Below are 13,157 nucleotides of genomic sequence, written 5' to 3'. Positions count from 1 at the left end.
TTACTTCAGCGCTTCGGCTTTCTCAAGCAATGCGATATATTCGTCTACGTTATCCTTGGTTATAAGCGGGTTGCCGATATCTGTATCCACCTGCTTTTCCGCTCCGGTCAGCAGCTTGCTGCTCGTATCCAGAAGCTTCTCGGCCAGTTCAAAAGCGTTCTGCAGGCAGGTTGAGGTCATTTTGCCTTCCTTAATGAGCTGGAAAGCCTCGAGTGTCCCATCCACCCCATAGGCCAGCATACCGTCAAATTTGCTGTTGTCCTTCACCGCTTCGACGGCGCCTGCCGCCATGTTGTCGTTCATGGAGATTACCGCATCGATCTTGTCGTTCGCCTGCACCCAGTCCTCCATATATTTCATCGCTTCGTCCTTGTTCCAATTGGCTATCTGCTCACCTACGATCTGTACATCGGGACGTTTGTCAAAAAACTCCTTCTGCCAGCTTTCTCTGCGCTTGTCGGCATGGAAGTTGCCGGAGGGTCCGTTCAGGACGACAACCTTGGCATTTTGCGGGATCTGGTCCAGTGCGGCGCGGGCGTTCACGCCTGCTTGCTCGTACGGATCGGCGTCCACAGAGGAAGCGCCTTCAATTCCGGTAATCCGCGCGTTCGTTGTGATCGCGAATTTGCCGTCTTTGATAACTTTTTCAACATAAGGCCGTTGTGCTTCACCGTTGTTCGGCTGGACGATGACCAGGTCAAATTTATTGGTAATCGCATTCTCGATCATGGAATTTTCCTTATCATCGTTAGCCTGGCCGTCGAAGACCTCCAGCTTGATGTCCGGATACTTCTTCGCTTCCTCCTTCACCGCATTAGCCAGCCAGGCAGCGAACGAATCGGACTGGGCACGGGCAATATAAGCAATTTTATAGACCTTATCACCGCTGTTCGCCTTTTCTCCGCCGTTCGCAGAGTTTACCTTATCCGAATTTCCGCAGCCTGCCAGCATTCCCGTTACAAGCAGCATTGAAACCATAGTTAATAGCGTTTTTTTCATATGTCTTCCCCTTTTATTTATTTTAAACAGCATCGCTGTTTAATCCGGTATTCATTTATGGCTTTCTGTAATGCCTTTCCCTTTCCCTTTCCTGCGGCTACCCTTGTCTTCAATCCGGCCCAGTGTGCTTTTGGTTCTGCGGTTTTTGGAGCGGATGTCGTAGATCACTGCCAAGGCGATAATGGCGCCGCGGATAATCTGCTGCATATAGGAGTCAACATTGGTCAGGTTCATAATGTTATCAAGGAAGCCGACAATAAACGCACCGGCCAGTGTGCCGCCCGCCGAACCGATGCCCCCGGAGAAGCTGGTGCCCCCGATGATCGCTGCGGTCAGCGCTGTGAACTCATAATTGATTGCGCCGTTGGGAAGCCCCGCGTTGACCCGGGACATAAAGAGAATGCCGGCCATGCCTACAAAAATCCCGTTGATGATAAAGGCGGTATATTTGACCTTATGCACGTTAATGCCTGAGGCTACTGCGGCTTCTTCATTGCCGCCCACGGCGAAAAGCGAACGCCCGAACTTGGTATGCCGCAGGATGTACCAGGTAATAACCGCGAAGATAATCAGGAAGATAACGGGAATCGGGACAAAGCCGATGGAGCCTTGGCCTAGTACAGTGAAATCGCCCAGCTGCAGAATGTTCTGGCCTTTTGTAAAGAGTAGGGCTACCCCGCGGGCCATAGTCAGCATAGCAAGCGTAGCGATAAACGGAGGTGTCTTGAAGGTGCTGACCATAACGGCATTGAGGATGTTGCAGACAATACCGGTCATTATGCCGGTAATGATAGCGACTGTGAATGAACCGGTAGCTTTATAGGCAGATACTGCAAAAACGCCGGAAAGCGCCAGTACGGAGCCCTGTGATAAATCGAGCATCCCGCTGATAATCAGCAGCGTCTGGCCGAAGGCCAGAATGGTGGTAACCGCAAGCTGCGTGGAGATATTGGTCAGATTGTTAACCGATAAAAAGTTCGGATTAGCAAAAGAACAAACAATAAACAAGGCCAGCAGCACCAGATAAATGCTGTACGTTTTTTTAAAGGTGCTCCAGAATTGGCTCCAATTGATCTCTTTCAATTTCTTTCACCTCATTAAGATGTAGTTGTTCCGGTGGCATACTTCATAATCTGCTCCTGGGTGAACTCTTGTCTGCTGAGCTCCCCGGTTATCGTCCCTTTAGCCATTACGTAGATCCGGTCGCACATCCCGATTAACTCAGGCAGCTCGGAGGAAACCATGATAACCACTTTGCCTTCCTTCACCAGCTCAGTCATCAGCTTGTAAATTTCGTATTTGGCTCCTACGTCGATGCCGCGTGTGGGTTCATCCAGAATCAGTACGTCAGGATTGAGCAGCATCCATTTGGCGAGCACCACCTTCTGCTGGTTGCCCCCGCTGAGCGATGCAATGACAGTCTCCATGGACGGTGTTTTCACCCGCATCTTGCTGAACATTTCTGACACTAGCGAATGCTCGTTCTTTCGTTGATAGCGGAAGCGGAAGAATACTTTTTGCAGCGAAGATAATGTGGTATTCTCTCTGACCGACCGCATCGGAATGATCCCGTACCGCCGCCTGTCCTCGGATAACATGACCATGCCGTTTCTGATGCTCTGCTCAACACTGCGGATATTAACCTCTTGCCCCTTCATGTACACCTGTCCGGAAAGAATAGGATCAAGCCCGAACAGTGAGCGCATAACTTCGGTTCTGCCTGCTCCCACCAGTCCGGCGAAGCCGATCATTTCCCCTTTTCGCACATAGAAGCTGACATCCTTATATCCTCCGGCACCGCACAGCTTCTCGACCTTCAGCAGCGTATCACCGATCTCCACAGCTTCCTTCGGGTATGTATTCGTAAGCTTGCGTCCCACCATGAGCGAAATGACCGTTTCAATATCCAGCTCCTCCTTAGGATGGCTCTCGACAACCGTTCCGTCGCGGAACACCGTGATCTCATCGGCAATCTGAAAGATTTCGTCCAGCTTGTGGGAGATATAAATGATGCAGACGCCCCGTGCCTTAAGCTCCCTGATCTTGATGAACAGCTTCTCCACTTCCTCATGGGTGATCGCGGAGGTCGGCTCATCCATAATAATGATGTCAGATTTGTACGAAATCGCCTTCATAATCTCCAGCATCTGAATATCTGATACCGTCAGATCCTTAAGCAGTGTCGTTGGTGAATACGGTAGATTCTCAGCCTTCAGCAGTTCCGTGGTCCGCCGTCTGACCTCCTTCCAGTCCACGTTACCGAACCGTTTTCCCGGCAGATTTCCCAGAAACAGATTCTCCTCGACCGTCATCTCCGGCACAACATTCAATTCCTGAAAAATCATCGAGATGCCCAGGTTACGCGCCTGAATGGGATTGCCAATCCTGACGGGCTGCTCGTCTATGAAGATCTGCCCGCCGTCCGGCTGGTGAATGCCGTTGATGATCTTCATCAGGGTGGATTTGCCCGCGCCGTTCTCGCCGCAGAGCACATGCACCGATCCTTTTTTCACCGTAAAATCAATTTTGTCTAATGCCTTGACCCCCGGAAAGGACTTTTCAATCTGCGACACCCTAAGCTTAATCTCTTGTTCCATTCCCTTCCCTCCATTATTGAGATACATGTTGAAATGCATGTTGAGATACGGTTTTCATATCCCCCATCTTTATTAATATACTTTTATAAAACGCCCTAAAGAAGATTATAATCAGAATTGCCTTGAAGTCAACAGAATATCAAAATAATTTGTAAGCGGATTCACAGCATCCTCAAAACAGACACAAAAAAGCCCCAACCGCAGCGGACCGTACCTTTCTTCCGGCACCCATCCGCTATCGTCAGGACTTCTATCAGTGCAACCTGTATTTTAGACAATGGCTCATTTACCTCATATCAGATGCTGTCGATAAACCCGGCAACAAGCTCCAGTGCAGCGCCTACCGCTGTAGCCTCCAGCTTGTATTTGCAGACCCGCAGGTAGGAGCCGTCTGCTTCAAAGGTGTTCTTAAGCGCAACAAGTTCCTGCAGGCTATCGATGTATTCTTCCATGTACGCACCGGCATAACCGCCCAGAATGACATCGCAATCGTAGAGCATCCGCAGATTGTTGATTGCCACAGCCAAATAGGCAAGGTATTCCTCCCAGAGCTTCATCTGCGGCTCATGAGCGGCGCGCAGCAGCCGGAAAAATTCAGAGATACTCCCCTTTGTGCTGTCTGAGAGGATGCGGGCCGAGCAGTATGCATCGACGCAGCCCTTCTGCCCGCAATAACAGGTAAGGCCGCCGGGTACAATTGTCATATGCCCGAATTCACCGCTGCGGTGATTCTGGCCGGCATAAATCTGGTTATCGACGATGATCGAGCCGCCGACACTATTGTTCAGCGAGAGGTAGACGACATTATTGAGATCCTGTTCTCCCCATAATTCGGCGAAGCCCGCTGCATTGGCGTCGTTGCTCAAAACGCATTCGTAAGGAATATACTCTGCAAACTGACGGACATTTCCGCCTTTGAAGTCTATGACCGTAGCGTAGCTGACTGTCTGGCGGCCAGCCTCAAGAATGGCTGGAAGGGCAATGCCGACACCGAGGATTGTGCCCGGTTCAATGCCGCACTCTGCCACAAATTCCTCCACCAGCCTGCCCACTCCCTGAAAGTACGTTCCGGTATTGGCAAAAGGATACTGGTGACGGACATTCCTCACGATCCTCCCGCTCAGATCAATGGCAACCATTCCGACATGGTTCCGGGTCACATCCAGCCCGATGCTGTATTTAGCCGTGCTGTTGCAGGCCATGGCCTTTGCCTTCCGTCCGCCGGTGGATTCAAACAACCCTGTCTCTATGATCAGCTCACGCTCCTGCAGCTCTTTGAGATTCTGGGTAACCGTCGGAAGACTCAGGTTCACTGCCGAAGCAATTTCCTGAATGGAGGTCGAAGGATTATAATACAGGTAACGGTATATGGCGTTCCGGTTTATTTTTTTTACATCCATGCTATTCAAGCGCTGTGCTGCCATATAACAAATCCTCCGACTTTTATAAATGTATTTCTGTTATGTGCTGTCATTATCATAATACATGTTCATCCGGATTTGCAATGATCTGGAGATCAATTTGTGAATATTTTCACTATATATTCTGCAATTAGACCTGGCTAATTAGGTCCGCTGCAGGTTTTAACTGCACTCTATACATTTATATTTGCCAAAAATGCCCGAAACCGGCTTTTTCGAGGGAAATAGATGTACAGAATACAGTTATCTCCTTAAAATGACTAAATTCCCCTGTTTTAATTGTACAAAGTACACTTAAAACGGATTTGACTGTGAACCGACTGACTGAGGTTAGCTTTTGTGAGGGGAGATCTATCGGCTGCCCAGCGCTTTACCTAAGGCGGGAACAGAAGCCCTTCTGGTAGTTTCTTAAGGATGTTCAATATATTCCCTAAAGAAGCCTCCGCCTGGCACAAAATAGCCCGGTCCGAGCCGCCAGCGGAACAGGCGGTTCAGACCGGGCTATCCAGTTTATCTTAATTCAAGTACTTACCTGTAATGGACTCTGCGGCTTCCGCAATCCGGTCAGGTGTACCTTCGTACACAATCTGTCCGCCCCGGCTTCCGCCGTCCGGCCCCAGGTCGATTATCCAGTCAGCCTGGCTGATAACCTCCAGATTGTGCTCAATTACGATCACGGTATTGCCGGCATCCACCAGCCGGTCAAGCATCTCCTGCAGATGGCCGATGTCAGACATATGCAGCCCGGTCGTCGGCTCGTCCATCACATAGATGCTTCCCTGCTTGTGCAATTCACTGGCCAGCTTAATACGCTGGCATTCACCGCCTGAGAGGGTGCTGAGCGGCTGGCCTAACGTAATATAGGTCAGCCCGACATCGCTAAGCGCCTGCAGCTTCCGCCGTACCTCCTTCAGTTCAAAGAACTCCAGTGCCTGCTCCACAGTCATCTCAAGCACTTCAGCAATCGAGCGGCCGTTCAGCGTGTAGGCAAGGACCTCTTCTTTGAACCGTCTGCCCCCGCATACCTCGCAAGGCAGCTTCACGGTATCCAGAATACCCATGTCGGCGTACACAACACCGAGCCCCTGGCAGTTCTCGCAGGCTCCCTTGGAATTGAAGCTGAACAAGCCGGGACTGACCTTATTGGCTGAAGCAAACGCTTTGCGCACATCATCCATGATCCCGGTATAGGTTGCCGGATTGGAGCGGGTGGATACACCGATTGATGACTGGTCAATCACAATAGCCTCCGGATGCAGGCTTAGAAATACATCGTTAATCAATGTGCTTTTACCTGACCCGGCAACTCCGGTAACCACCGTTAACACTCCAGCAGGTATATCCACAGAGACATTCTGCAGATTATGCAGCGAGGCATCCTTAACCGGCAGCTTTCCGCTTGCCTGCCGGAATTGCTGCTTCAATTGCAGCGGGCGCTTCAGATGTGTACCTGTCAAAGTGCCGGACTCCAGCAGTCCCCTGTAGCTGCCCTCGAACACAATATTTCCGCCTCGGCTCCCTGCCTGCGGACCGACATCCACGATATGATCCGCCACCTTGATGACATCGGGATCATGCTCGACCACAATCACCGTGTTCCCTTTATCGCGCAGCTTCTGCAGCAGCTCGTTCAGCCGGTGAACATCCCGGGGATGCAGTCCGACACTCGGCTCATCAAAGATATAAGTAACATCCACCAGACTTCCGCTGAGATGCTTCACCATCTTGACCCGCTGGGATTCTCCGCCGGACAGGGTGTCCGTCTCTCGGTCCAGCGTCAGATAATCAAGCCCGATGTCCACCAGATGCTGCAGCCGTTCGTTCAGCGATTTGACGGCAGGCGCTGCTGCCGGATCACTGATCTCCTGAATAACGCGGCTCAGACGGCCAACCTCCATTGCAGACAGTTCCGCAATGTTGCTGCCGTTGATTCTGCAGCCCAGTGCCGCCTGGCTCAGTCTTGCCCCATGACAGCTCGGGCATTTTCCTTCCGTAATGAAGGGGGCTACCATCTTTTGGGTGCGTTCAGACTTCATTTTGACATCCTGCCTGATATATTTACCGGTGAATTTTTCAAGGACGCCCTCTACAGTAATATTGGTGGCCTTACCCGCAAAATCCATCTTTACTTTTCTTGCCTTGGCGTAGAGCAGCTGATCCAGCTCCGCTTCCGTATAGTCACTCAGCTTCTTATCAAGGTCAAAATCTCCGGCCTGGACAATCATGTTAAACTCCCAGCCGCCTACCGAATAGTCCGGCAACAGTATTGCTCCATCGTTCAAAGACTTCGACAGATCTAGCGCCTTGTCCATATCGACTCCTAATCTTCTGCCAATCCCGCTGCATTCAGGACACATGCCCTGCGGATCGTTGAAGGAGAACATATTCGCCGGTCCGATATGCGGCTGGCCGACCCGTGAGAACAGCAGGCGCAGGATAGGAGAAATATCCGTAACCGTCCCCATAGTGGAATGGGAGCCTCCACCCAGACGCTTTTGATCCACGATAACTGCCATACTGAGGTTCTCAATCGCGTCCGTATCCGGCTGCGGAAATTTGGGCAGAAAGGTACGCACGAACATACTGAAGTTCTCATTCAGCAGCCGTGAGGATTCCGCGGCAATCGTATCAAAGACAATCGAAGACTTGCCGGAGCCGGAGACACCGGTAAAAATAGTGATTTTCCGTTTGGGGATGCTTAGCGAAACATTTTTGAGGTTATTTTCCCTTGCCCCTGAAATAACGATATACTCTTGATTTAACCCGCTCATATTAAGCATCCCTCCGGTTGGTGTTTGTTACAGCAGACATAGCTATTGTACCATTAACTGCCGGAGGAAATCCGGTTCTGATCTAATCTGCAGGATTGAGTATCGCCAGCACCTGATGGTCCTCCCACACGCCGTTAATTCTGACATTGCGGACAGCGATGCCTTCCTTGTGGAAGCCTGCTTTCTCCAGAACACGGATTGAACCGGGATTCTTAGGGGAAGCCTCCCCCGTAATCCGGTGAAATTTCAACTCCTCAAAGGCGTATTGCACAACAATGTTCACTGCCTCGGTCATATACCCCCTGCCGTTGTAATCCTGATCCAGGCTATAGCCGATCATGCAGCTCTGTAAAGCGCCTCTCATTACAAAAGACAGGCCGACACTGCCGATCACTCTGCCATCCTCCCGCCGGCAAATTACGAAGTCATACCTCCGGTCTGTCTCACGGTCTGACTTGCTGTTCACAATAAGCTGAAGCTGATACTCCTCAGTATAAAATTCATCAATGGCGCTGGGAGAATATTTCTCGAAAAATGCCCGGTTACGCCTGTAAATATCCGTTAGAGCCGCAGCATCGGCTTTCTCGGGGAAACGGACATATATTTGCTGATCCACTGTCTTGTCCACTGTCTGCACCACCTGCTAAATATTAATAATAAATCTCTCAAGATTATACGCCTACTGCAATCCGGCAAAATAACCGGTTACAACTTCACGAAAATCGCAGGCTGCCGGCGAAAGATATCTTCCTTTATTCCACAGGAGAGCGATTTCTCTCACGAGACTGCCGTTATCTACCTGAAGATAGCTAACCGCTCCGCGTACATCCTGTGCCGTTCCGGGAATAAACGCAATGCCGATTTCCGCTTCCACCAGCTGAATCAGCCTCGACGGCTCATCTCCTTCATACACATAATGCGGTGTAAATCCCTCTGCGCCGCATACGGAATCAGCCAGATCCCGGGTTCCGTAACCTTTTTTGACGCCGACAAAAGGTTCATCCTTCAGTTCCGCCAAGCCGATGACAGACCGCTCTGCCAGCCGGTGCCCCTTCGGTACTGCAACCAGAAGCGGGTCAATATATACAATCCGTGTCTCAATCTCCTCCGCTTCAAAGGCTGGTGAAGACAGGCAGAAATCCACTTCGCCCCTCTGCAGGCAGTCGGTCATCTCCCGGGTTGTCAGCATCTGGACATGAAAACGAATGTCCGGGCGCTTTTGACGAAAGACCCGAAGAATATTAGGGAGCGTACTCGCCGCGGTCACAGCGAGCTCCAGCGTATCCGGTTCGAGGCTTGCAAGGGATTGCAGCTCCTGCCTGCCCTGGTTTAGTTCAAATAAAGCACGCTCCGCACGCTGTAAAAATCTGCTGCCATATTCATTCAGCTTCAACCGCCTGCCGTTCCGGTCAAAAAGCGGAACACCAAGGTCCTCCTCCAGCCGGGCAATGGTTCTGCTCAGCGAGGATTGCGTAACATGCAGGCTCTGCGCAGCCTCAGTAACATGCTCTAACCGGGCTACCGTTACAAAATATTGCAGTTGTAGAAGCTCCATAGCGCCTCCCTTCATTCCTTTCAGTCACTGAAATCATAACACAAAATGCATTGGAGTAAATATTGGATTTCAGATACGATGACTATACATTAATTAAGAGGAGGACTTTAATATGAAGGTTAACAGCAGGTGGTTACTGATTGCAATTGGACTGGGAGTCCTGCTGAATCCGCTGAATTCTTCTATGATCTCAATTGCATTAACCAGACTGCAGGAGGTCTATCAGCTTGATTATACTTCTGTATCCTGGGTAGTGTTTGCCTTTTACATTGCCAGCAGTATCGCCCAGCCGGTTATGGGCAAAGCCAGCGACCTGTTTGGCCGCCGCCGCATTTTCCTCGCGGGGCTTGTTGTTGCATTTGCAGCCTCCATGCTGGCCCCCTTCTCGCCGGGATTTGGCTGGCTGATTGTTTTCCGTATTATCCAGTCCGTCGGGACAAGTATGATGGTTGCAGTCGGAATGGCTATTGTGCGGATACATATTAAGGAGAATCAGGCTGCTGCCTTGTCTGTGCTGTCCGTCTTTTTGTCAGGCGCTGCGGCAGTCGGACCTTTTGTCGGGGGCGTTATTATAGCCTTGTGGGATTGGGAAGCTGTTTTTTGGGTCAACCTTCCTTTTACAGCTGCCGGCTTTGTATTGGCCTGGCGGAGTATTCCTGAGGATCATCCGGAGGCTTCATTGCTTAAAGACCTGCCGTTTACTAAATGGCTGGAAATCATGGACGTTAAGGGAATCCTCCTTTTTGCAGCCGGGCTGACATCCCTGCTCCTCGGTGTACTGTCCTTTGAATCTTTCGGAACCGCAGCATTATGGCAGATCCTTGCGGTAATAGGCGGACTGGGGTTGCTTACCGTTTTTGTATGGAATGAGCTGAAATCGGCTTCCCCCTTCATTCCCCTGCGCACCTTTGCCCGTTATCCCGCAATGACCCGGGTCAATATAGAGTACATGCTGGTTAATGTACTGTTCTATGCGCTGTTCTTCGGAGTTCCCTCTTATCTGCAGACGGTAAGGGGAGTCAGTGTCATCCAGACAGGCCTTTTTATGCTAAGCCTCGGCTTATGCTCACTCCTGGCTGCCCCGGTTGCCGGACGCTGGGTAGACCGCTCAGGGCCGGGACCAGCTCTAATGCTGTCTGCTTCCCTGATGACGTTCGGTTCTCTATGGCTGGTAATGATGAATGAAGACTCCCCGGCTGCAGGCATATGTATAGCTCTGGCTGCTTTCGGCCTAAGCAGCGGGCTCAGCGGCGTGGGACTGCAGGCCGCTCTGTTTCAAAGCTCACCGCCAGAAATGATCGGTGTTGCCTCCGGTGTATTCAATACCTCAAGGTATTTCGGGACCATCCTGTCTTCCCTGCTGACAGGCCTGGTTATGGGGGGGCAGCTCAGCTCCGGCGGCTTACGGCTCCTTGCCATTATTCTTGCAACTATTGCATTTCTGCTGATCCTTCTGAACCGGCAGCGCCTGCGCGCAGGGTCCCGATAAAGTTGACAGCTGCCTTGCTCAGGAACGGCCGTTTCAGCCAGATAACAGCAGAGCTGGATACCGCATGCGGGTCATCAATCCGGTAATAGCGGATGCTCCGGCTGGCATGTCTGCTTAGTGAGGTCTCCGGCAAAATGGAAGCACCGAACCCGGAAGCTACCAGCCCGATAAGCATTCCGATGTCAGAGCATTCTCCAATAATGCGCGGGGACAGTCCCCGGGAGCGGAAATGCTCCAGGATCAGGTTATACAGGCCTAATCCTTCAGTACTCGGAAGGAGCAGCGGGTATCCGGTAATGTCCTCGTAAGATACGCTTTCCTCCGGCAAGGTCATCGTATCCGCGACTGTATTACCAGTAACGAAATATAGCGGTTCATCCCCAAGCATCAGGCAGTCAAAATCCTCCAGATCAATTGGCAGACGGACAATTGCCAGATCAAGCAGCTTATCACGGACCAGCTGTATCAGTGTATTGGTTTCATTTTGCTGGATTTTGAACGTTACCTTCGGGAACTTATTGCGGAACCGGCTGAGCGCGCCGGGCAGACGGGAATCGGACAAGGTATTCACCCCGATTGCCAGCCTGCCGCGGATACCCTGTCCGCTCTCACGCGTTTCTGCCTTCGCTTCATCCATCAGACGGGTAATCGTCAGGGCATGCTCATATAGCGTTCTCCCGGAAGCCGTCAGCTCCAGCTGACGGCCGTTCCGGTGAAACAGCTGCACACCAAGCTCCGTCTCCATCAGCTTCAGCTGCTGGCTCAGCGGAGGCTGGGACATGTGCAGCTTCAGCGCCGCAGAGGTTACCTGACGTTCCTCCGCAAGGGTTATGAAATACCGCAGCTGCCTGATATCCATAGACTCAGCTCCTTAATAAAACGAAAGTATATGATTATCATATACTTTTTCTATTTTTATAATATTATTCATATAGCTCACTCCATGATACCATGCTTATGTAAACTTACGCAGAAAGCTGGTAAAGATCATGCAATGGAACAAGTTCAAAGACCACCTGAGCTTATTGCCCGCAGGCGTGCAATGGCTTTTCTTTTTGTTTACCAATACCGTGCTGGTCCCTCTGTCAGTGGGCCATGCGCTGGGAATGACTGCAGGCGACATTACCGCTTCTATGCAGCGTTCCTTTATTCTGACCGGCCTGCTATGTATGGTCCAAGCCTTATGGGGACACCGCTATGCCCTGATGGATGGTCCGGCTGGCATTTGGTGGGGGCTGGTGCTGGGAATTATCTCTTCTGCTCCGGCAATGGGCATGAATCCTGCATCCGTGGCAGCGAGCCTGACCGGCGGTTTTCTGCTGGCCGGCATAACCGGAAGTCTGCTTGCACTACTGGGCTTTCTTAAACTGCTGCAGCGGCTGTTCAACCCGGTCGTGATGGGTATCTATCTGCTGCTGCTCACCTTTCAGCTGGCCAATACCTTTTTTAAAGGTATGATCGGCTACAGCACCGGCGGCAAATGGGACTTACAGCTCGCCGGACTGTCGCTCGTCATCATTCTGTTCGTATCCTTCATCCATTTGAAGGCCAAAGGCAAGCTCAGCCAATTCTCCCTGCTGCTTGGCATCATAGCCGGCTGGATTGCCTACGTCATCTGTTTCGGCAGCCCAGGGAGCACTGGAAGTGCCGAAGCAGTAAGTACGGCGGCTGTCTGGCAATGGCTGCCCTGGGGCAAGCCGTCCTTTGAGCCTGGCATCGTCATTGTCGGCCTGCTTGCCGGGCTTGTTAACATGACCAATACATTAACCAGCCTGCTGGCCGCAGATAAGCTGTACCAGCAGCAGGCTACTGAGAAGCAGTATGTCCGCTCGCTGCTGTTCACTAATCTGTTTTCGGTTGCCGGTGCCTGCTTCGGTCTGATTCCGTTCGGCACATTCGCCTCCTCTATCGGATTTCTGGAGAATACGAGAGTGCTGCGCCGGTCAGCTCTGATCATCGGGGCAGCCCTGCTTATGCTGGTCGGCATCATTCCGGGCTTGAGCAGCTGGCTGGCGCTGCTTCCAATGTCTGTCGGCAGCGCAGTGCTGTTTGTCGCTTACCTGCAGATGTTCGGCACGGCGCTGAACACCCTGGGCCGGACCGCACTAAATTCCAAAACAATCTACCGGGTCGCCCTGCCGGTATTGACCGGAATCGGAATTATGAATATTCCCGCAGCTGCCTTTGCCGACTTCCCTCCGCTGCTGACTCCGGTCGCCTCCAACGGTCTGGTCGTTGGCGTGATACTGGCTATTGTCATGGAGAACCTTATTCCATGGAGCCAATTCGAGCCCAAGACTCCCAGCCTGCCGGCATCCAGATAAG

General features: G+C 51.5%; 10 protein-coding genes. 2 read left to right on the top strand and 8 right to left on the bottom strand.

All coding sequences use genetic code 11. From position 1 onward, the window contains the following. The 7 genes from BN3772_RS25725 to BN3772_RS25695 all read right to left on the bottom strand — a co-directional run bounded on the left by BN3772_RS25725 (position 1) and on the right by BN3772_RS25695 (position 9,343). Complete coding sequence (locus tag BN3772_RS25725; protein WP_042203175.1) at positions 1-999, bottom strand: sugar ABC transporter substrate-binding protein; 999 nt, start codon at positions 997-999, stop codon at positions 1-3. A gap of 51 nt (positions 1,000-1,050) precedes the next feature. After that, positions 1,051-2,082: an ABC transporter permease gene (locus tag BN3772_RS25720; RefSeq protein WP_042203174.1), complete on the bottom strand. Its 1,032-nt coding sequence runs from the start codon at positions 2,080-2,082 to the stop codon at positions 1,051-1,053. Between the two features lie 14 nt (positions 2,083-2,096). Continuing rightward, positions 2,097-3,596 carry a sugar ABC transporter ATP-binding protein gene (locus tag BN3772_RS25715; RefSeq protein ID WP_042203173.1) on the bottom strand — a complete coding sequence of 500 codons (1,500 nt, stop codon included), beginning with the start codon at positions 3,594-3,596 and terminating at the stop codon, positions 2,097-2,099. Positions 3,597-3,892: 296 nt separating this feature from the next. Continuing rightward, positions 3,893-5,020 (bottom strand): ROK family transcriptional regulator, encoded by a 1,128-nt coding sequence (locus BN3772_RS25710; RefSeq protein WP_042203172.1) that lies wholly within the window; start codon positions 5,018-5,020, stop codon positions 3,893-3,895. A 512-nt stretch (positions 5,021-5,532) separates the two neighbouring features. Beyond that, on the bottom strand, positions 5,533-7,788 hold the full coding sequence (locus BN3772_RS25705; RefSeq protein ID WP_042203171.1) for an ATP-binding cassette domain-containing protein: 2,256 nt from the start codon (positions 7,786-7,788) through the stop codon (positions 5,533-5,535). 82 nt (positions 7,789-7,870) lie between these two features. Then, entirely contained in the window at positions 7,871-8,416 is a 546-nt protein-coding gene (locus BN3772_RS25700) for a GNAT family N-acetyltransferase (RefSeq protein ID WP_086074758.1), read from the bottom strand. A 51-nt stretch (positions 8,417-8,467) separates the two neighbouring features. Continuing rightward, positions 8,468-9,343 (bottom strand): LysR family transcriptional regulator, encoded by an 876-nt coding sequence (locus tag BN3772_RS25695; protein WP_042203170.1) that lies wholly within the window; start codon positions 9,341-9,343, stop codon positions 8,468-8,470. A gap of 112 nt (positions 9,344-9,455) precedes the next feature. Between BN3772_RS25695 and BN3772_RS25690 the strand changes: the two genes are divergently transcribed. Further along, on the top strand, positions 9,456-10,832 hold the full coding sequence (locus tag BN3772_RS25690; RefSeq protein WP_042203169.1) for an MFS transporter: 1,377 nt from the start codon (positions 9,456-9,458) through the stop codon (positions 10,830-10,832). On the opposite strand, the gene BN3772_RS25685 is transcribed toward BN3772_RS25690, so the two are convergent. Then, on the bottom strand, positions 10,774-11,691 hold the full coding sequence (locus BN3772_RS25685; protein WP_042203168.1) for a LysR family transcriptional regulator: 918 nt from the start codon (positions 11,689-11,691) through the stop codon (positions 10,774-10,776). The two genes, BN3772_RS25690 and BN3772_RS25685, sit on opposite strands and share 59 nt — an antisense overlap. A 130-nt stretch (positions 11,692-11,821) precedes the next feature. On the opposite strand from BN3772_RS25685, the gene BN3772_RS25680 reads away from it, so the two are divergent. Next, positions 11,822-13,156 (top strand): uracil/xanthine transporter, encoded by a 1,335-nt coding sequence (locus BN3772_RS25680; RefSeq protein WP_042203166.1) that lies wholly within the window; start codon positions 11,822-11,824, stop codon positions 13,154-13,156. Position 13,157 lies beyond the last annotated feature (1 nt).

The organism is Paenibacillus camerounensis (assembly GCF_000723885.1).
In the GTDB taxonomy this organism is placed as follows: Bacteria; Bacillota; Bacilli; order Paenibacillales; family Paenibacillaceae; genus Paenibacillus_AQ; species Paenibacillus_AQ camerounensis.
Note: the sequence above shows the minus strand (reverse complement) of the source record. Positions and strands in the feature narration are given on the sequence as shown.

Coding starts and splice junctions, on each gene's coding strand:
- BN3772_RS25725 (WP_042203175.1), bottom strand. CDS start 999: ATGAAAAAAACGCTATTAACTATGGTTTCAATGCTGCTTGTAACGGGA.
- BN3772_RS25685 (WP_042203168.1), bottom strand. CDS start 11,691: ATGGATATCAGGCAGCTGCGGTATTTCATAACCCTTGCGGAGGAACGT.
- BN3772_RS25705 (WP_042203171.1), bottom strand. CDS start 7,788: ATGAGCGGGTTAAATCAAGAGTATATCGTTATTTCAGGGGCAAGGGAA.
- BN3772_RS25690 (WP_042203169.1), top strand. CDS start 9,456: ATGAAGGTTAACAGCAGGTGGTTACTGATTGCAATTGGACTGGGAGTC.
- BN3772_RS25710 (WP_042203172.1), bottom strand. CDS start 5,020: ATGGCAGCACAGCGCTTGAATAGCATGGATGTAAAAAAAATAAACCGG.
- BN3772_RS25680 (WP_042203166.1), top strand. CDS start 11,822: ATGCAATGGAACAAGTTCAAAGACCACCTGAGCTTATTGCCCGCAGGC.
- BN3772_RS25715 (WP_042203173.1), bottom strand. CDS start 3,596: ATGGAACAAGAGATTAAGCTTAGGGTGTCGCAGATTGAAAAGTCCTTT.
- BN3772_RS25695 (WP_042203170.1), bottom strand. CDS start 9,343: ATGGAGCTTCTACAACTGCAATATTTTGTAACGGTAGCCCGGTTAGAG.